Here is a 17,211-nt window from a genome sequence, read left to right on the forward strand (position 1 = left end):
CAAGTTTGTCAAAACGTCCCTCCACTCTCCGTCATCCCGGGCCTTGAGCCTGGGATCCATGCTCGCTTCTGGTGGAGACCAACGTAGATCCTCGGGTCAAGCCCGAGGACGACGGAGCAAGACGTGGGCCGTGTGGCAAATCCGCAAGCCTTAGCCAATGGCGCATACGGCCGGAGAGCGGCGCCGACTTGGTCGACATCCCCCTGGATTCAAATCTCGCAACTTGGATTTACGGTAGTCATAAACGATCTGCCAGAGGGTGATCAAGCGCTTCTGACTGCGACGCGCGGTAATTTAATCCACCCAATCCAACCCAATCGGCAGCCGAACGCCACCCGCTTTGCGCGCCTTCAGGTCCGGCGTATAATGAGCAAGCTGCTGATCCAACGTTGGAGAAGCTCAGTGAAAACCACGAGACTTTTTCTTTGCCTCGTCGCTTTTCTCAGCGTCACGTTCGCTGGGAACCCAGCTGATGCCGACGAACTGGTTCACTTCGAAAGCGCGCCCGTCAAGCTAAGCCCCTTTCGAATAAGCAAGGCGCGAGAACAGGGAGAAATTCTTTCGCAACCGCCGGGCACGCCGTTGCTGGGATATCTGTCCCGCCCCGGCGGTGATGGCCCCTTCCCGGCGGTCGTCCTCCTGCATGGATGCGAGGGCATGCGGTTGAGCGTCAAGGACCTTTGGCCGAAACGGCTGGTCGCATGGGGTTATGTCGTGCTGGTCGTCGATAGCTTCGCCACCCGCAACATCGAGGACCCGTGTCAAAGCCATCTCCCCGATCGTGTCTTCGACGCCTATGGGGCTTTGAATTTTTTATCGCAACAAAGCTTTGTCGATATCAGGCGCGTCGCCTTGATGGGCTTTTCAACGGGCGGCACGGCGACGCTGGAGGGAACGAAAATCGAAGGCAACGAACAGCTGATGGACCGCAAGTTCACCGCAGCGGTTGCCTACTATCCCCTCTGCGCGGCAACGCAGGGCGATGCGACGGTGCCGATCCTGATTTTAACCGGCGACCGAGACAATTGGAGCCCGGCCGACCGATGCCGGAAGAGGCTTGCCAAGCTGAGTGACGCCAGCCCACCCATCGAGCTCAATATCTACAAGGGTACCTATCACGATTTCGACGCCCCGGAGTTTAAGGTGGGAAGGCGGGTGCTGGGTCACATCGAAAAATACAATCCGGACGCCGCAGGAAAGTCCATCCGCAGCGTTCGCACATTCCTTCAAACCTACCTGTCGAACTAAAGCCCGAAGTCTGTCTGCTGTGGCATCCGATGAGCACTCATTGCGGCATTCGGTATATCGCCTATTCTGCGCCTCACATGATCCCTCGGCACCTGAAGGCATAGGATGATGCGTATCTTTATTTTGCTGATAGGTTTTCCGGGCGTTGGAAAACTGACGATCGCAAGGGAGTTGCAAAGCCTGTCCTCGGCGAAAGTCATCGACAATCACTGGTTCAACAACCCGGTTCTGCGTCTCCTGGACGATGATGGAACGGGCCACCTTCCTGAAGGAATATGGGATTATACGGGACGAATTCGGCAAACCGTGTTGGATGCAATTGCCGAATACACCGGCCCTTCCGCCAACTTCATCTTCACGCATGCCGGCCGGGATGGTGATCAGCGCAGTCTTCGCACCTACCAGCAGTTCGACGATGCCGCTCAACGCTGCGGGGCTGTCCTGGTACCCGTGAGACTGCTCTGCGACGAAGATGAGCTGGCACGCCGTATCTCCATGCCCGCGCGCCGCAACGATCTGAAAGCGACCGATGCGCAAGCCTCCAGGGAGAGAAGCCGGCGGGACAAGGTTTTTGATCCGAAGCATCCCAACACCCTGGTCTTGGACGTCACATCCACGCCGCCGCCAGAGAGTGCAGCCGCAATTTGGCAGCACGCTCTAAAGTCACTTACCAACAGCATCGAGACCGCCCCGTCAAACGTTTAGTTGAATGTCCACGGAAGGCAATTCGAAGCAACCAGCTACGTGGGTGTCATGGGAGTCGATACTCAAGGCGCCGTCCGACACCTAACCCGCAGGAACTGAACATTGACACAACCCGCAGCCGATAAGGTCCGCTTCGAATTTGTTACGCAATGTCCAAGGGATGATGGCTGCGGCGTTTTCGTCTTGCAGATGTTGACGGGCAAACCCTACGACCAAATTGCCAGCATGATCGATTGGGGCGTTCAGACCAATCATTACACAACCTGGAAAGAACTGCGCGGCGTCCTGAGCGAGTTGGGCTGGCAGACTGGCGGATTACGCAAAGCGGAGAGCTGGGGCGATGTTTGCGGGGTAGCGGTAGTCCATGTCGAAGGAGACCACTTCATCCTCTATGACGCCGATAACGGCATCTTCTATGATCCTGGGCAACCAGATGGCCCCGATCTGCATAGCCGCCTCGTTCCTATGAACTACCTTGCGGTGCAATGCCCGTGGCTGGTGGAGGCCAGCTTGGATCCTCGGCTCAAGCCCGAGGAAGACGGAGGGTGAGGTCGAGACCTTCATCCCCAAACCTGCCTCCGGCGGGAGATCCTCGCCGGCTATCTCAGTCACATCCCATCGAATCAAAATACCGGATCGTGTCAGCGGTTGCGTGCCTAGCGCAGTTCACCAAGCACGACATAGGTTCTTGCGCGCAGTCCGATCTTCACAAAGCCTGCAGATTGACCGCTGGCGCAGTCGTGCGGCGCAAAACCCTTCGGCAACATCTCCTCGACCGATGAGGAAATCTCGTGCCTTGCCAAGACATCAAGCTTTTGGGACCGTTTGAACGGGGCGAGCTCGATTGTTTCCTTCCCAACGAGCACGAATGCAAAATGGCCCTCATCCGCAACGTAGTCGTTCGCGACGAGATACATGTTCACTCTGGCGGCGAACGCGTCTTTGGAAGACAGTCGGTCTTGGTAAGGCTGAAGCAGGCAAACCGCCTGAGCATCAAAGGACGATAGATCCGACAACTTCGCTGCTTGGCCAATTGGGATGTTCTTAAAAGTCGCATCACCCAAGGAGCCGGCATTGGCCGACGGCCCGTAAACAATCCATGCCAGCGACGCCAATAAGCCAATAAATCTCACGAAGTTCATCCGCGCCCGTACCTCCTGCGTCGACACTCGATACAACCCTGTGTTGGCAACACAGTCAACAAGCCCCTTCGCACCCCCACCCTCCGTCATCCCAGGCCCGAGCCTGGGATCCATACCTGCGGCCGATGGCGGGGCAAGGATCATCGCGGTTTGGCGATATCCGCTTCGAATCCATAAGCTCTTTGAACGAGGGCGACGCGGATTTCATAGCGCCTATACCAGTCAGTCCGGCCCCGGCGTTGCGCCTCGACGTGATCGACAACCGCTTTCCAGGCCCGGATGCTTTCCTCGTCCCGCCAATAAGAGTTGATGATGCCGAAACCGTCGGCACGGCGGGCGCTTTCGAAACCCAGGAAGCCGGGTTGCTGCTTCGCCAGCTCCACCATCGCAGCGCCGACGTCGCCATAGCCGTCTTCGACCTCGGTTCGTTGCGATGAGAAGCAGACGACGTAATAGGGTGGCGCAGGCAAGGTAGCGATCGACATGCCAACCTCTCGTTGCTGATCCACACGGATCATTGCACCATGCGCCGTCAGGTCAATCCCTGCTGCAGACCAGGGTCCAGAAGCTCTCGGCGATTTCGGTCATGCGCGCCCGCGGCCTCATCAGGACGATCTGCACATCGACGGCCCACTCCCCAGACCCGGCGAAGGCGAGCCGGCCGCCGGGGCCTGTCTCGTCCTTTGCAAGGCTCAGCGGAATCCAGGCAACGCCCTTTGCCTCGATCGCCAGCGCCTTCAGGGCCATGGCGAGGTGTGAGGTGAACACCGTGTCGAGACGCAGCGACTGCATGCGCTGGGAAAGGTTTGCAGCCAGGATGCGCCCCATGCCGGACTTTTCTTCGAAGGCGAGAAGCGGAACGCCCGTCGTCCCGGAGAGGCTGTAAAGCGGCTCTCCGTCCTTCTTTCGGGCGCAGACCGGGACGAGCCGGTCGGTATCGAGCACGACATGGCGATAGTTTTGCCTGTCCAGGCGGATGCCGCTGTTTTCCTGGTAATGACACAGCAGGAACTGGGCCCGCCCTTCCAGCATGATCTTCTCGCATTCGTTCATATTGTCCGAGAGCAGCCGGATGGGCATGGCGGCGGCGCTGTGCCCCAATCCTTGAATCCAGGAGGGGAAAAAGATGAAGGAGAGCGCGTGGGTGGCGGCGAAGGTGACGGTCGATGTCGCCGCCTTGATCTGCGCGAGATCCCGGGCGGCGCGTTCCAGCCTTGCGGTGATATCGGTCGCCGCCTCCAGCATCAGCTCTCCCGCCGGCGTCAGCTTCAGCCGGTGTGTCGAGCGATCGACCAATTCCCACCCGCACCATTCTTCCAGCGCCTTGATGCGGCGACCGAAGGCAGGCTGGGTGATGTTGCGCCGTTCTGCCGCTCTCGAGAAGTTCAGCGTTTCGGCAAGAGCCTGGAGGTCGGCGAGCCATGCGGTCTCCACGGAAGGTTTCCTTTGACGGTTTCAGTGCCATGTGAACACTGAAAGAACGGCATAGCGCCTGATAAATCAATGTTTCTTTGCGGTTCCCTGCCTGTTTGAGCAAAGTAATGATGCCGAAACGGCACTGATAGAACCCGCATCGGCATTGGACGCGCCGACCGCCGCGCATCAAAATGAAGCCATCGTCATCACCAGCCTTCGGCGAAGGGAATGGAGCCTGTCATGCGCATCATCGACATTTGCGAAGTCACGAAGCCGATCGCTTCGCCGATCCGCAACGCCTATATCGATTTCAGCAAGATGACCGCCAGCCTGGTTGCCGTCGTCACCGATGTCGTCAAGGATGGGCGCCGCGTCGTCGGTTATGGCTTCAACTCCAACGGCCGCTACGGCCAGGGCGGCTTGATCCGCGAGCGCTTCAGGGGCCGCATCCTCGAAGCAGCACCCGAAAGCCTGATGAACGACGCCGGCAGCAATCTCGATCCGCACAAGGTCTGGGCGAGGATGATGACCAACGAGAAGCCCGGCGGCCACGGCGAGCGCTCGGTCGCCGTCGGTACCATCGACATGGCGGTCTGGGACGCAGTGGCCAAGATCGAGGGCAAGCCGCTGTTTCGTCTTCTCGCCGAGATGAAAGGCCGGGAGGCCAACCCGAAGGTCTTCGTCTATGCCGCCGGCGGATACTACTACCCCGGCAAGGACAACAGCGCTCTGCGGGCGGAGATGCGGAGCTATCTCGACCGCGGCTATACCGTCGTCAAGATGAAGATCGGCGGCGCGTCGATCGACGAGGACCGGGGCCGCATCGAAGCCGTGCTGGAGGAGATCGATTCGCAGGCGCAGCTTGCGGTCGACGCCAACGGGCGCTTCGATCTCGAGACCGGCATCGCCTATGCCAAGATGCTGCGCGACTATCCGCTGTTCTGGTACGAGGAGATCGGCGATCCGCTGGACTACGCTTTGCAGGCCGCCATCTCGGAATTTTACGACGCACCGATGGCGACCGGCGAAAACCTGTTCTCCCATCAGGATGCCCGCAACCTGCTGCGTTACGGCGGCATGCGGCCGGACCGCGATTACCTGCAGTTCGACTGCGCCCTTTCCTACGGCTTGGTCGAATATTTGCGAACGCTAGACGTGCTGCGTCAGTTCGGCTGGTCGCCGTCGCGCTGCATCCCGCATGGCGGCCACCAGATGTCGCTCAACATTGCCGCCGGGCTCGGCCTCGGCGGCAACGAAAGCTATCCCGATCTGTTCCAGCCCTATGGCGGCTTCCCCGATGGCGTCGAGGTGGTCGATAGCCATATCCTGATGCCCGAGCTGCCGGGCATCGGCTTCGAAGGCAAGTCGGAGCTGATCAAGGTCATGCGCGAATTGGCTGAATGAAAATATGCCCGCCCTGCCACAGGATATGAAGCGAACCATCTTTGCTCCCAGCCGGCTTGATGCCAGACCAATCCGGGCGTAATCCAGAACACAGCCCCTCTCCTTCCGACACCAATCCGAGACGACCCCATGGCGCACTCCCTCAACACAGCCCCATCGCCTGCCGGCGGCCCCAATCAGCCGAAACTCGATACGGATGACATCTGGCAGGCTCGCGTCGATCTTGCCGCCTGTTTCCGGATGGCGGCGCGGCTCGGCATGGAGGAAGGGATCTGCAACCACTTCTCGGCCGTCGTTCCCGGTTACGACGACCTGTTCATCGTCAACCCTTACGGCTACGCGTTTGCCGAGCTGACGGCCTCGATGCTGCTGATCTGCGATTTTCACGGCAACGTCGTGTCGGGCAGCGGCCAGCCCGAGGCCACCGCCTTTTACATCCACGCCAGGATTCACAAGAACCTTCCCCGTGCCAGGGCGGCGTTCCACACCCATATGCCTTATGCCACCGCCCTTTCGATGACGGAGGGCGATCCGCTGATCTTTGCCGGGCAGACCGCCTTGAAATTCTACGGGCGCACGGCCGTCGACCGCAACTATAACGGCCTGGCGCTCGACGCGCGCGAGGGCGACCGGATCGCGGCTGCGATCGGCGATGCCGACATCGAAGGCGACCCGGAATCGGCCAGGCTGCATCTGGAGTCGGTCAAGCGCGCGCTCGATCGCAGCGAGCCCGAATACAAGCGCTGACACCGCCCGCGCAACCCCGCTGATCCCAATCGTTTTCGGCACTGACTTCACCGCCTTGTGCAAGCTTTCAAAAAGCGGTTAGCTTGAAATCGTTGGGAGTGCTCGTTCCTGCCCGGCAAGGCAGGAGAGCATTCGAGGGAAATCCCGTGGGCTGGTCCAAACCCTTAAGACTGCATCTCGGCGTCCTGGTCGTCGCATCGCTGCTGTGCACGTCGACGCCGATCATCTGGATGGCATTCAGCCACGGAAGCGACGCTGCGGTCAGCGCCGGCGCGAAGCAGATGCGCGAGATGAGCCTGCGGCTGATCGAGGGATATCGCAATACGCTGCAGGGAGGCATCGAGGCGGTCGCACTCGCATCGACCCTGCCGCAGCTCGCCTCCCCGCCGCCTCGGGAGATCGACGCGAAACAACAATTCTTTCTGGAGGTCCTGCGAAACGTCCCCAACGCGACGAGCATCTACACCGGCTATTCCGACGGCTCATACCTGCAGGCCATCAACACCGAAAGGCAGGATGTCCGCCGGACCCTCGCAACCCCGGATGGCACGGCTTTCGCGATCCGGACGATCGCCGGGAGACAGAGCGCCGACGTCATCTCGACGCTTCGCTTTCTCGACAGCCAGGCAAGAGAGATCGGCGAGCGCGACGTCGAAGTTGCATCCTTCGATCCTCGGCAACGCCCGTGGTATCAATCCGTCGTCCAGGACGGTTTGCCTGTCTCCGTCGGCCCCTATATCACCGGCACGCTCAATGTTCCGACGCTGACGATCGCCGCGCCGATGCGGAACGATGGTCAGGTGGTCGTCGGCATCAACATTCACCTGCAGACCATCAGCCGCCTGCTGGACACGCGCGAGATTTCGCCGCATGCCCGTGCTTACATCATCGATGGCAGCGGTGATCTCGTCGCCCATTCCGACCCCGATATCATGAACAGGATCATCGGATTGTGGTCGAGGACATCGGGGGGCTTTGCCGCGAGTGCAAACAGCTTCGACGCGAGCCTTAAAACCGTGGCGAGGTTGCGGCAGGATCCGGCCTTTGCCGGCGGCGGCCTGGCGCGGGTCGATTTCGATGGCGAAAGCCATCTCGTGCAGCTCGCTCCCGTCAGCGTCTCCGGCCTGTTCCAGGGAAGCGTGGCCGCAATCGTCGTGCCGCTGGAGGACCTGGTGGCCGAGGCCAATCGGCTGCTCCTGCACAATCTCCTCATCGCCAGCGCCTTCGTGATAGCAGGTGTCGCCGCATCGGTGCTGCTGTCGCGCATGGTCAGCCGCTCCCTCTATCGTCTCGCCGACGAGGCGCGCAGGATCGGCGATCTCGACATCGGCGAAAAGCCCATGTCGCATTCCTGGATATCGGAGATCAACACGCTGGCGAGCGCGCTGGCGGCCAGCCGTCATGCCATCAGCCAGTTTGCCCTCTATGTCCCGCGTGAAGTCGTCCGGCGGATCATCGATCCCGAGGCAAGAACGCTCGTCAAGGCGAAGCGGCAGGATGTGACGGTGCTGTTCACCGACATCAGAGACTTCACCACCATCTCCGAGCTCAACTCACCCGAGGATGTGGTCGATACGCTGTCGGCCTATTTCGAACTCCTGAACACCATCGCCGAGCGCCATGGCGGCACCGTCGTGCAATATCTCGGCGATTCCATTTTCGTCATGTGGAACGCCCCTGTTCCAGATGCCGGACATGCCGAAAACGGCTGCCGATGCGCGCTTGCCATGAAAGCGGCGGTGGACGGCCTGAACGAAGCCAATCGCTTGAACGGCCGCCCCGAACTCTTCACCCGCTTTGGCTTGCACACCGGCCCGGCGGTCGTCGGCAGCTTCGGCGCGATCTCGCGTCAGCAGTACACGGCCATGGGCGATACGATCAATGTCGCCTCACGCCTGGAAGGATTGAACAAGGACTTCAACACTTCGATCCTGGTCAGTGCGGCCATACACGACACTGTGGCCGATCGCTTCGAGCTTCGCCCGCTCGGCCTGGTGCAGATCAAGGGACGGGCCGAGAAGGTCGATATATGGGAGCTTGTCGGGGGTATCGGCGAATGAAGCGTGGCGCGAGCCTTCAGGCCTGAAGGCGATACCGACGATGCCTGCCGCTCCCGGACTTTGGTCGACGTCGGATGGACGCTATTCGATGCCGCTCTATCGGAGTATTTTACCCTGAACCTGGCGGTTGGAGGGTGCAGTGTTTGTGAAACGCAGTCACAAGTTTCTGCTCTTTTTCGCGATCGCATCCTGTCAGATGACTTTCGCGCCACGCTTGGGTGCGGCGGACGACACCGTTACAATCGACAGCGGAACGCTGAAGGGTGAGAGGTCGGGCTCAGTCGTCAGCTTCAAAGGCATTCCTTATGCGGCGCCACCGGTCGGTGATCTGAGATGGCGAAATCCCCGACCGATGAAGCCCTGGAGCGGGACCAAGGATGCCCGCGATTTCGGTCCGTCCTGCATGCAGACCGACGACCTGCCGAAGTCGGAGGATTGTTTGACGCTCAATGTCTGGACACCCGCCAAGCGCTCCAAAACACCCCTCCCGGTGATGGTCTGGATTTACGGCGGCGCTCTTGTTCATGGAAACACCCCTCAATATCCCGGTGGTCAGCTGGCCGCCCGCAGAGTCGTGTTCGTCAGCATGAACTACCGCATGGGGCGGCTCGGCTATTTTGCCCATCCGGCGCTGATAAAGGAATCCCCCGACGAGCCCATCGGCAACTATGGCTACATGGATCAGCTTGCAGCCTTGAAATGGGTCCAGCAAAATATCGAAGCCTTCGGCGGCGATCCGAAGAAAGTGACGATCTTCGGCGAGTCGGCCGGTGGCGGCTCGGTGATGGCGCACATGATATCGCCGTTATCACGGGGGCTTTTCCGCGGCGCCATTCTCCAGTCACCGGGTCTCCCGACCGCGCGTGCGCAGAGCACTCCCTTGTCACCGTTGAAAGAAGCAGAGAAAACCGCCTTGGACTATGCGGCTTCTCTTGGCATCAATGGTCGCGATGCCGACGCTCTCAAGGCCCTTCGGGCGCTGCCTGCGGAAAAACTGACCGAAGGCGCATCGGCACCAGAGGTGATGGCGGGAATGTCGACAGGCAAGCCGGTCATCGGCATCTCCGGCTCGATTCTTGACGGACGGTTTTTGCTCGAAACGCCGGAAGCGGCTTTTGCGGCGGGCCGTCAAGCGCCGGTTCCGGTCATCGTCGGGGCAAATAGTCGTGATCTCGGTATCGGTGGGGCCGCGACGAAAGACAATCTCTTCGCCCTGTTCGGCAACCATGCGGCCGAAGCCCGGACGCTCTATGATCCCACAGGCCAAGAGGCCCTCGATGAGCTGAAGCAGCAGGTTCTGGCCGACAAAACGCTTGTCGAACCGTCTCGCCATCTCGCTGACGAGATGATCCGCGCGGGTCAGCCGACGTGGTGGTATCGTTTCTCCTATGTCGCCGAGGCTCTCCGCAACGATCCGACATGGAAAGGCACTCTGCACGGCTTCGAAATTCCCTATACGCTCAACATCCCAAACGCCCTGGTGAAAGACAAGGTTACACCGGCCGACTGGGCCATGGCCACATTGGCGAGTGCCTACTGGGTTCAATTTGCAACGAGCGGTGACCCCAATGGCGGCTCATGGCCAAGATGGCCTCACCACGACCCATCCGTCGGCAGGGTCTTCGACTTCACCAATCGCGGCGCGACGTTCGGAGCCGATACGCTGAAACCCAGGCTCGACCTCTGGCAAAGATACTGGGAGGAAAAGAAATGACGGGGTTGGTGCCTGTCGCCTGGTGTGTTGCCTTCCCCATGCGGCCGCTTCCCGAACATGTGGCGACTGACGGAAGATGAGCAGACAGTCAGCCCTGCACCTCCGACCATAGCCAATCCTGAAGCTTATCCACCGCTTCCGACTTCCGGTAGCGCGGCTTCACCAGATAGAAGCCCGCCCGCGCTCTGAGCACGCCATCGAAGACCTGCCGCAGCCTGCCTGCCTCGATATCGGTCGAGACGAAAGCCCGGGTCGCCATGGCGATACCCTGTCCGGCGATCGCGGCTTCGATCGCATGCGATGTCTGGGAGAAGCTGATGCCGCGAAACAGCGTGGGATCGCCGCCGCCGAGGAAGCGGTCGATATATTCCGGCCAGAAATTGTGCACGTCGTGCAGCAAGGTGTGGCGTGTGAGTTCCCCGGCATTGCGCGGCTCGCTGCCTGCCGGGACGAGGCCTGGATTGCAGACCGCAATGATGTCCTGCTCGAACAGCAGCTCGGCGGCAAGGCCGAGACCGAAGGGCGGCGTGCCGTAGCGGACCGCGAGATCGACGCCATCCGTCTGGAAGCTGGAGATTCGATCGGTGGCGAGGATGTGCAGGTCGTGGCCGGGATGTTTGGCGGTAAAGTCCGGCAGGCGCGGTATCAGCCATTTCGAGGCGAAGGTCGGCGTCGTGCTGACGGTCAGCTTGACCGGCTGCGGCTTCAGGTTGGCGGTGGCATTGGCAAGCAGTTCGAAGGCGCGCCTGACGTCGGCGACATAGCTTCGCCCCTCGCCCGTCAGCGCCAAGGATTTCGGCAGGCGCTCGAACAAGGTCACCCCGAGTTCCGCCTCCAGCCCGCGCACATGCTGGGCGACCGCGCCCTGCGTCACGCCGAGTTCTTCGGCGGCGAGCCGGAAGTTCAGATGCCGCGCCGCCACATCGAAGGCCCTGAGCGCGTTGAGAGATGGGAGATTGCCGACGGACATGGACATTCGATAGTTTTTCTACAGGGATATTTCAGGAAAACTGGTTCGCTCTCATTGAAGGCGCATGGTATTCGAAGGATCAAGGCCCGGCAATGGGCGTCAAATCGAGCAGGGATGGCGACGATGGCAGTAGAAAAGGTGGCGATCATTACGGCTGGCGGCAGCGGCATGGGTGCGGAGGCGGCAAGGCGGCTGGCGGCCGACGGCTTCAAGGTCGCCATCCTGTCCTCGTCCGGCAAGGGCGAGGCGCTGGCCAACGAACTGGGCGGCATCGGCGTGACCGGCTCGAACCAGTCCAACGACGACCTCAAGCGCCTGGTCGACGCCTGCATGGAAAAGTGGGGCCGGATCGACGCCCTCGTCAACAGCGCCGGTCACGGGCCCCGTGCACCGATCACCGAAATCACCGACGAACAGTGGCATACCGGCCTCGACATCTATCTGATGAACGTCATCCGTTCGGTTCGCCTGGTCACGCCGATCATGCAGGCGCAGAAGTCGGGCGCGATCGTCAACATCTCCACCGCCTGGGTGGCCGAACCGTCGGCAATGTTCCCGACCTCGGCCGTCTTCCGCGCCGGACTTGCCGCCTACACCAAGATTTACGCCGATACTTTTGCGGGCGACGGCATCCGCATCAACAACGTGCTGCCGGGCTGGATCGACAGCCTGCCGGCGACGGAGGAGCGCCGCGACAGCGTGCCGATGAAGCGCTACGGCACCAGCGCCGAAGTGGCCGCGACGATTTCCTTCCTCGTTTCCGAAGGGGCGGGTTATATCACCGGCCAGAGCCTCAAGATTGACGGCGGCCTGACCCGGTCTGTCTGATCGGGATCGCTTTCAACGCTGGGGGAGAACAGCGATGTGCTGCTGGATCGTCAAAGACGGCGAGACAAGGAATGCCAAGGTGGAGGCGGCACGGTGACCCTCGCCGAGGTCGATGCATCGGCCTGGGCCGAACTCGAAGGCGCGACTGCCGATCCGCAGTCGGCCTTCCGCTACCTGAACCTGTGTTCGGTCGATGCCGGCGGCCGGCCGCAGGCCCGCATGGTCGTGCTGCGGCGCGCGGATGCGGCGCGGCGCATCCTGGAAATCCATACCGATGTCAGAAGCCCGAAATGGCAGGAAATATCGGCCAACCCTTCGGTCGCCATCCTCGGCTTCGGCCCGCAGTTAAAAGTGCAGCTTCGCCTTCAGGGATCGGCCGAACTCTATGGACCGGCAAGCCAACGCGCGGCCGAGGCCTGGAGCCTGCTGCCGCCATCGACACGCAGCACCTATATGGGCGGGCCGCCGGGCGACGACATCGAGGAGTGGCCTGCGAGCGAGGGTACGGTCGCAGACGCCGACGGACGGGCCTTCTTCGGCGTGCTGATATTCCGGGCCGAGACGCTCGACTGGTTCCAGCTGCGCCATGCCGACAACCGGCGCGCGGTCTTTGCCTATGACAATCTCGGCGCCCTCACCTCCTCGCGCTGGGTCCACCCCTGACCCGATCGGATTTCCATCCGGCAAGCCGGGCGATCAGGCAGGGACGTAGGTCAAACGGATCACATTCTCGTCGATCCGATCATGGGCCACAAGGCGAAGCGGCGGCCGCGGTGCGGCGAAATAGGGCGTACCGTGACCAAGCACGACGGGGTGCAGGTAGATCTGATACTCATCGATCAAGCCGAGTTCGGTCAGGCTTCGCGCCAGGTTCGGGCCGGCAACTTCGATCTCCCCGTCGCGCTCGGCCTTCAACTTGCGGATCGCGGTCTCGAGATCACCCGTAACAAGCGTGGCGTTGGGGCCGACAGGCGTCAGCGAGCGTGAGACCACCCATTTTGGCTGCTTCCGCCACGCTTGCGCGAAGGCTTGTTCGTCTGCACCCCATTCAGGCTGATCGTCGTCCCAGTAACGCATGATCTCATACATTCGGCGGCCATAGACACTGCCCGCCAGCCGCTCGGTCCCCTCGATGAAGTGGCGAAAGAGCGTCGGGCTTGGCCCAAATTCCGTATGATCGACGTAGCCGTCCAGCGACTGGTTCATTCCGAACACGAGCTTAGCCATGCCACTTCCTTTCCTTAAAGGGCACATCCGCGCATGCGGTAAAATAGCTCGACTGATTTCAAATTGCAATTGGTTTGCGATCCGCACGAACGGCCGCCTCGCTCTCAGGGCGGGTATGCCTAGGGTCGGGAATCGCTGAAGCATCGCGGCGGGTTTGCAGTTGTGCCTTACGACGAAGGAGCGGCGACGTTGACGCAATGACGCGCGTGTTACTGAGCATTGGCCCGCTTGGAAATTGCTCGTGAGAACCCCGCGATCAAGTTGGCGGCTGAACCCAAATTGCGCGAAGCACTCGCGGGCCTTGGCCACCCGGCTAGCGCAACACCGGTCGCCTCGATATGGATCGTAACAGCGAGAGCCTAAAACCTTTCTGAGTCAGTCGGACTATGCCCGTGACTGCTTCGAGCCGTCGTCAATTTTGCGGGGCAGTTAAAACCACGCGCCCCCGGCGGGGTCGAAAGTCCAACACTTGCCGACCAGGCGACGTACCTCAGGCTGCACAAAACCGATGAGATTTGTGATCAAGCCAGGATCGGCTTTCATCTCCCATGACAGTTCGATACGCTGATTGCAGAGTGCAATTTCGCTGCTGTCCTTATGAGGGAAAAATTCCGCAATCTCTTGGGATTCAATCAGCACGTCGCTCTCGCTGGCCAATTGAACGTCCAGTTCAACCGGTGCACCGAATTTCAAGTGGTCCGGAGCGACCTGCCTAAGGGGTTCACGGTACTGGGCAAGCGCGGCTTGTAGCGCAGTCAAATCGTCAAAGCCGTCACGGAAAAGGATTAGCAAAGAGAGAAGTTGCATTCATGAACCTCGGTACAAAATTCGAAAATTCCAATAACGATAACGGTCTGTTTGCAGGCCGGTCAGCCGCCCTGCCGTCGAAGCCGCAAGTGAATCACGGTTTACAACGCGCCCTGAGGCGAATGGTATCGACCAACTGGCCCTCCGTTCGATGCCCATAGACACCAACCATCATAATCGATGCCACAATAGTGGTGTTATCATCGATGTGATCATGCTCCGCCTGACCTTTCGATGCTTTAGGGACGGCCCGCCACCAGGGTCTCTCACGCAGAGATTTCTACGCCCGATTTCTGGGCCGGTTCGCTCGCTCTGGAAAGAATGAGTTACAGAGGCGCAGCATAATCCGAATCCTGTTTGGCGTACTCTGCAATTCATTATCAATGCCATCCCGATGTTTTTGGACTCGCCTATCGGCGTCCTCCGGAGACTTTCCAATCTCAACAAGGTCATTCTTTCCTTTTTGGTACAGAAAGTCCGCCTCTAGGGTATGAAGGGCTTCGGCGACCGTATCACCTGTTTTCCCGTAGGTTTCGGCCAGCTTCATATGGACGGCCGTACAATAGAAGAATTGATATTTGGGAAAACGACGCTTGTGTTCTTGCGCGGTCGAAACGGTTGGCAAGATAATCAGAAATACTGCAATCAACCGAAATTTCATGTCGACTCTCGACGGACACCGGACGCGATCGATATCACATGCTCAGCGCCCCGTGCCCGAACTTGTCGGTTGAACCTTAACTTTCGGTTGCGACTGATGACCGCTTCGGGGCCGATAGCGGCCCCGCGATCATCAATGACTGCGTAGCTGTGCTTTTATGCGAGAGCTTCGTCCCGGCCGGAATGCGCCAATGCCGGACATTGCCGGCATTTCAAAACCGTCTATTCTGCGACGTTGCAAAAGTCAGGAAAACAACTGTCGCTTTAATCGGGAATTTCGCGACAAAAGAGAACCTCACTATGGAATCGATTATCGCGATTGGGACCATAAAAGATGTTGAGCCGTGGGCGGAACTTCGCGTTGCGCTGTGGCCGCATCACTCGCTCGAATATCATCGCGCTGAGTTGGGCCTGGCGTTTCTTTCAGAAAGTGGAGACGCCGTCGCGTTCATCGCTCGAAATGCTGCGAATGAAGCTGTCGGGTTTGCTGAGGCCACTTTGCGACGTGATTATGTGAATGGATGCAGCAGTTCGCCCGTTCTATTCCTCGAAGGGATTTATATCAGGCCCGTTGACAGGCGAAAGGGTATCGCACGGCTGCTTTGCAATGCCGTTGCCGATTGGGGTAAGTCGCTTGGGTGTGTTGAGTTTGGCTCTGACGCGCCGATAGAGAATTCCGCCAGCCATGCGCTCCATACCGCATTAGGATTTGAGGAGACACAGCGCGTCGTGTTCTTCCGAAAGCCACTATAGGCCGGAGTTGCCCTTCCACGGGATGGTTCGCCGCACAAATCCTGGCTTATGCGATACTCCGGTCTTTCCCGCGTTCAAGGATGCTCGCCGCAAAACTCTAAAAGTTGGAGTTTCGCGGCGGATTTTTGCGACGGCCCATGACCGGTTCGGGCCGGAAGCAGCCGACGCGCCGCGCTGGTTGCGGTCGTCTGCGGGCGGAACTTCCTCAAACAAAAGCTCCGGCCCCATCAGCGTCGGCCGATCAACGGCCGGCGAAACGGCGTCTCGCGGCGTCGGTGACGGGTGTATAGAGGGCGACGCGTGTGCCCTCGGGATCGGAAATCTGCATCGTCCGGTTGCCCCATGGCAAATCCTTGGGTGCGTGCACGACCGTGACCTGGTCCTTGAGCCGCGCGAATTCCGCATCGACGTCCGAGACCATGAACTCGAGAATGGCTGTCCTGTTGGCGCCGGGCTCCGCACTGCCCTCGCTGAACAAGGCCACGGTTTGCGCGCTGCCGATTGCGAGGCTCGCGCCGGGGGTGACGATCTCGGCGAAGACGGGTGCAAGCCAGTCGGCGCGGCAGCCCGTCACCAGCTCATAAAAGGCCACCATGCCTGTGATATCCGCGGCAATAAGGCGGGTGGATGCGAACTTCATGATCTTCTCCTTGGCTGTGCGGCCGTCTCTTTCCTTGCTTTTGTGCCATAGCCGTGCTGACAGCGTTGTGGCAGCAGGAGTCATCAGGCATGCGAAAAGCGGATCGGCTTTTTCAGATCATCCAGATTCTTCGACGGTCGAGCCGCCCGGTGACCTCGTCCGAGCTTGCGGGGGAACTCGAGGTCGCGCGGCGAACCGTCTACCGCGATATCGCACACCTGATGGCCCAGCGTGTTCCGATCGAGGGCGAAGCGGGGTTCGGCTACGTCCTCGATCGCCGATATGACATGCCGCCCCTGATGCTGACGCCCGACGAGATCGAAGCCGTCGTGCTCGGCGTTCAAATGGTGGCAAGGTTGAATGACGCGGCCATGCGGAATGCCGCCGGCGATGTGATGGCCAAGATCACATCGGTCATGCCGCAGGATCTTCTTCCCTATATTGCCCAACCTGCCGTCGGCATCAAACCGGATGATGTCGGCGGCGGCGATGCGACACGCGATACGCGTCCGCTGAGGTTGGCGATCAGGGAGGGCCGCAAGCTCGAACTCGACTATCGCGCGGCGGATGGAACGATCACCCGCCGCATCGTCTGGCCTGTGCTTCTCGGCTATGACAACACGCACAGCCTGTTGATCGCGTGGTGCCAATCGAAACAAGCCTTCCGCCATTTCCGCACCGAACGGATTCTCAAAGTCGAGATTCTCAATGAAGCCATCGGCATGTCCCGGAGCAAGCTGAGGCAGCAATGGCAGCAGTGGCGCGATGCCGAAATGCGGAAATCCCGTGGGGCGCAGTGATCGTTGCGCGTATCTATGACCTTTTCCCAGTCCCCCAATTGTGTCGTTTGCGCATCACTTTCCGTAAGGTTGTAAAAACCCGCTTGGCAA

At 60.1% G+C, this 17,211-nt stretch carries 19 protein-coding genes; 11 read left to right on the plus strand and 8 right to left on the minus strand.

Features of this window, described 5'->3' with window-relative positions; all coding sequences use genetic code 11:
- Nucleotides 1–366 precede the first annotated feature (366 nt).
- From ACMUVN_RS30410 to ACMUVN_RS30420, 3 genes are all read left to right on the plus strand, one after another.
- The gene (locus ACMUVN_RS30410; RefSeq protein ID WP_414815894.1) at nt 367–1,248 is read left to right on the plus strand and encodes a dienelactone hydrolase family protein; all 882 of its coding nucleotides are present in this window, start codon (nt 367–369) and stop codon (nt 1,246–1,248) included.
- Nucleotides 1,249–1,356: 108 nt separating this feature from the next.
- Nucleotides 1,357–1,953 (plus strand): AAA family ATPase, encoded by a 597-nt coding sequence (locus ACMUVN_RS30415; protein WP_063476702.1) that lies wholly within the window; start codon nt 1,357–1,359, stop codon nt 1,951–1,953.
- A gap of 102 nt (nt 1,954–2,055) precedes the next feature.
- Entirely contained in the window at nt 2,056–2,502 is a 447-nt protein-coding gene (locus tag ACMUVN_RS30420; protein WP_244604795.1) for a hypothetical protein, read from the plus strand.
- Between the two features lie 107 nt (nt 2,503–2,609).
- Here ACMUVN_RS30420 and ACMUVN_RS30425 read toward each other — a convergent pair whose 3' ends face one another.
- The 3 genes from ACMUVN_RS30425 to ACMUVN_RS30435 form a co-directional block, all read right to left on the minus strand.
- Nucleotides 2,610–3,095 carry a hypothetical protein gene (locus tag ACMUVN_RS30425; RefSeq protein WP_414815895.1) on the minus strand — a complete coding sequence of 162 codons (486 nt, stop codon included), beginning with the start codon at nt 3,093–3,095 and terminating at the stop codon, nt 2,610–2,612.
- 140 nt (nt 3,096–3,235) lie between these two features.
- The gene (locus ACMUVN_RS30430; RefSeq protein ID WP_414815896.1) at nt 3,236–3,580 is read right to left on the minus strand and encodes an antibiotic biosynthesis monooxygenase family protein; all 345 of its coding nucleotides are present in this window, start codon (nt 3,578–3,580) and stop codon (nt 3,236–3,238) included.
- 52 nt (nt 3,581–3,632) lie between these two features.
- On the minus strand, nt 3,633–4,529 hold the full coding sequence (locus ACMUVN_RS30435) for a LysR family transcriptional regulator (protein ID WP_414815897.1): 897 nt from the start codon (nt 4,527–4,529) through the stop codon (nt 3,633–3,635).
- Between the two features lie 222 nt (nt 4,530–4,751).
- On the opposite strand from ACMUVN_RS30435, the gene ACMUVN_RS30440 reads away from it, so the two are divergent.
- From ACMUVN_RS30440 to ACMUVN_RS30455, 4 genes are all read left to right on the plus strand, one after another.
- Complete coding sequence (locus ACMUVN_RS30440) at nt 4,752–5,915, plus strand: mandelate racemase/muconate lactonizing enzyme family protein (protein ID WP_414815898.1); 1,164 nt, start codon at nt 4,752–4,754, stop codon at nt 5,913–5,915.
- A gap of 129 nt (nt 5,916–6,044) precedes the next feature.
- Nucleotides 6,045–6,662: an aldolase gene (locus ACMUVN_RS30445; protein ID WP_414815899.1), complete on the plus strand. Its 618-nt coding sequence runs from the start codon at nt 6,045–6,047 to the stop codon at nt 6,660–6,662.
- Between the two features lie 146 nt (nt 6,663–6,808).
- A complete protein-coding gene (locus ACMUVN_RS30450; RefSeq protein WP_414815900.1) occupies nt 6,809–8,722 on the plus strand; it encodes an adenylate/guanylate cyclase domain-containing protein in 1,914 nt (637 codons plus the stop codon).
- Between the two features lie 139 nt (nt 8,723–8,861).
- On the plus strand, nt 8,862–10,436 hold the full coding sequence (locus ACMUVN_RS30455; protein ID WP_414815901.1) for a carboxylesterase/lipase family protein: 1,575 nt from the start codon (nt 8,862–8,864) through the stop codon (nt 10,434–10,436).
- A gap of 88 nt (nt 10,437–10,524) precedes the next feature.
- On the opposite strand, the gene ACMUVN_RS30460 is transcribed toward ACMUVN_RS30455, so the two are convergent.
- A complete protein-coding gene (locus tag ACMUVN_RS30460) occupies nt 10,525–11,412 on the minus strand; it encodes a LysR substrate-binding domain-containing protein (protein WP_414815902.1) in 888 nt (295 codons plus the stop codon).
- A 117-nt stretch (nt 11,413–11,529) separates the two neighbouring features.
- Here ACMUVN_RS30460 and ACMUVN_RS30465 point away from each other — a divergent pair, with 117 nt between their 5' ends.
- Both ACMUVN_RS30465 and ACMUVN_RS30470 read left to right on the plus strand, forming a co-directional pair.
- Nucleotides 11,530–12,234, plus strand: coding sequence for an SDR family oxidoreductase (locus tag ACMUVN_RS30465; RefSeq protein WP_063476699.1), 705 nt, complete (start codon nt 11,530–11,532; stop codon nt 12,232–12,234).
- A 93-nt stretch (nt 12,235–12,327) separates the two neighbouring features.
- Nucleotides 12,328–12,897, plus strand: a complete 570-nt coding sequence (locus tag ACMUVN_RS30470) for a pyridoxamine 5'-phosphate oxidase family protein (RefSeq protein WP_168333907.1) — start codon at nt 12,328–12,330, stop codon at nt 12,895–12,897.
- A 33-nt stretch (nt 12,898–12,930) separates the two neighbouring features.
- Here ACMUVN_RS30470 and ACMUVN_RS30475 read toward each other — a convergent pair whose 3' ends face one another.
- The 3 genes from ACMUVN_RS30475 to ACMUVN_RS30485 all read right to left on the minus strand — a co-directional run bounded on the left by ACMUVN_RS30475 (nt 12,931) and on the right by ACMUVN_RS30485 (nt 14,929).
- A complete protein-coding gene (locus ACMUVN_RS30475; protein WP_063476557.1) occupies nt 12,931–13,461 on the minus strand; it encodes a dihydrofolate reductase family protein in 531 nt (176 codons plus the stop codon).
- A 429-nt stretch (nt 13,462–13,890) separates the two neighbouring features.
- Nucleotides 13,891–14,268, minus strand: a complete 378-nt coding sequence (locus tag ACMUVN_RS30480) for a hypothetical protein (protein WP_097623269.1) — start codon at nt 14,266–14,268, stop codon at nt 13,891–13,893.
- A 280-nt stretch (nt 14,269–14,548) separates the two neighbouring features.
- Nucleotides 14,549–14,929, minus strand: coding sequence for a hypothetical protein (locus ACMUVN_RS30485; RefSeq protein WP_047614095.1), 381 nt, complete (start codon nt 14,927–14,929; stop codon nt 14,549–14,551).
- Between the two features lie 299 nt (nt 14,930–15,228).
- Between ACMUVN_RS30485 and aac(6') the strand changes: the two genes are divergently transcribed.
- Nucleotides 15,229–15,681, plus strand: coding sequence for an aminoglycoside 6'-N-acetyltransferase (gene aac(6'), locus ACMUVN_RS30490; protein ID WP_047614093.1), 453 nt, complete (start codon nt 15,229–15,231; stop codon nt 15,679–15,681).
- Between the two features lie 241 nt (nt 15,682–15,922).
- Here aac(6') and ACMUVN_RS30495 read toward each other — a convergent pair whose 3' ends face one another.
- A complete protein-coding gene (locus tag ACMUVN_RS30495) occupies nt 15,923–16,321 on the minus strand; it encodes a VOC family protein (protein WP_047614465.1) in 399 nt (132 codons plus the stop codon).
- 89 nt (nt 16,322–16,410) lie between these two features.
- Between ACMUVN_RS30495 and ACMUVN_RS30500 the strand changes: the two genes are divergently transcribed.
- Nucleotides 16,411–17,121 (plus strand): helix-turn-helix transcriptional regulator, encoded by a 711-nt coding sequence (locus tag ACMUVN_RS30500; protein ID WP_414815903.1) that lies wholly within the window; start codon nt 16,411–16,413, stop codon nt 17,119–17,121.
- The last annotated feature ends 90 nt before the right edge of the window (nt 17,122–17,211 follow it).

The organism is Rhizobium sp. IY2 (assembly GCF_047532935.1).
Taxonomy (GTDB): Bacteria; Pseudomonadota; Alphaproteobacteria; order Rhizobiales; family Rhizobiaceae; genus Rhizobium; species Rhizobium anhuiense.

What these genes read in the sequence shown, in the direction of transcription:
- ACMUVN_RS30495 (WP_047614465.1), bottom strand. Translation starts at nt 16,321, where the DNA reads ATGAAGTTCGCATCCACCCGCCTTATTGCCGCGGATATCACAGGCATG.
- ACMUVN_RS30500 (WP_414815903.1), top strand. Translation starts at nt 16,411, where the DNA reads ATGCGAAAAGCGGATCGGCTTTTTCAGATCATCCAGATTCTTCGACGG.
- ACMUVN_RS30425 (WP_414815895.1), bottom strand. Translation starts at nt 3,095, where the DNA reads ATGAACTTCGTGAGATTTATTGGCTTATTGGCGTCGCTGGCATGGATT.
- ACMUVN_RS30465 (WP_063476699.1), top strand. Translation starts at nt 11,530, where the DNA reads ATGGCAGTAGAAAAGGTGGCGATCATTACGGCTGGCGGCAGCGGCATG.
- ACMUVN_RS30475 (WP_063476557.1), bottom strand. Translation starts at nt 13,461, where the DNA reads ATGGCTAAGCTCGTGTTCGGAATGAACCAGTCGCTGGACGGCTACGTC.
- ACMUVN_RS30460 (WP_414815902.1), bottom strand. Translation starts at nt 11,412, where the DNA reads ATGTCCATGTCCGTCGGCAATCTCCCATCTCTCAACGCGCTCAGGGCC.
- ACMUVN_RS30445 (WP_414815899.1), top strand. Translation starts at nt 6,045, where the DNA reads ATGGCGCACTCCCTCAACACAGCCCCATCGCCTGCCGGCGGCCCCAAT.
- ACMUVN_RS30485 (WP_047614095.1), bottom strand. Translation starts at nt 14,929, where the DNA reads ATGAAATTTCGGTTGATTGCAGTATTTCTGATTATCTTGCCAACCGTT.
- ACMUVN_RS30440 (WP_414815898.1), top strand. Translation starts at nt 4,752, where the DNA reads ATGCGCATCATCGACATTTGCGAAGTCACGAAGCCGATCGCTTCGCCG.
- ACMUVN_RS30415 (WP_063476702.1), top strand. Translation starts at nt 1,357, where the DNA reads ATGCGTATCTTTATTTTGCTGATAGGTTTTCCGGGCGTTGGAAAACTG.
- ACMUVN_RS30480 (WP_097623269.1), bottom strand. Translation starts at nt 14,268, where the DNA reads ATGCAACTTCTCTCTTTGCTAATCCTTTTCCGTGACGGCTTTGACGAT.
- ACMUVN_RS30430 (WP_414815896.1), bottom strand. Translation starts at nt 3,580, where the DNA reads ATGTCGATCGCTACCTTGCCTGCGCCACCCTATTACGTCGTCTGCTTC.
- ACMUVN_RS30410 (WP_414815894.1), top strand. Translation starts at nt 367, where the DNA reads ATGAGCAAGCTGCTGATCCAACGTTGGAGAAGCTCAGTGAAAACCACG.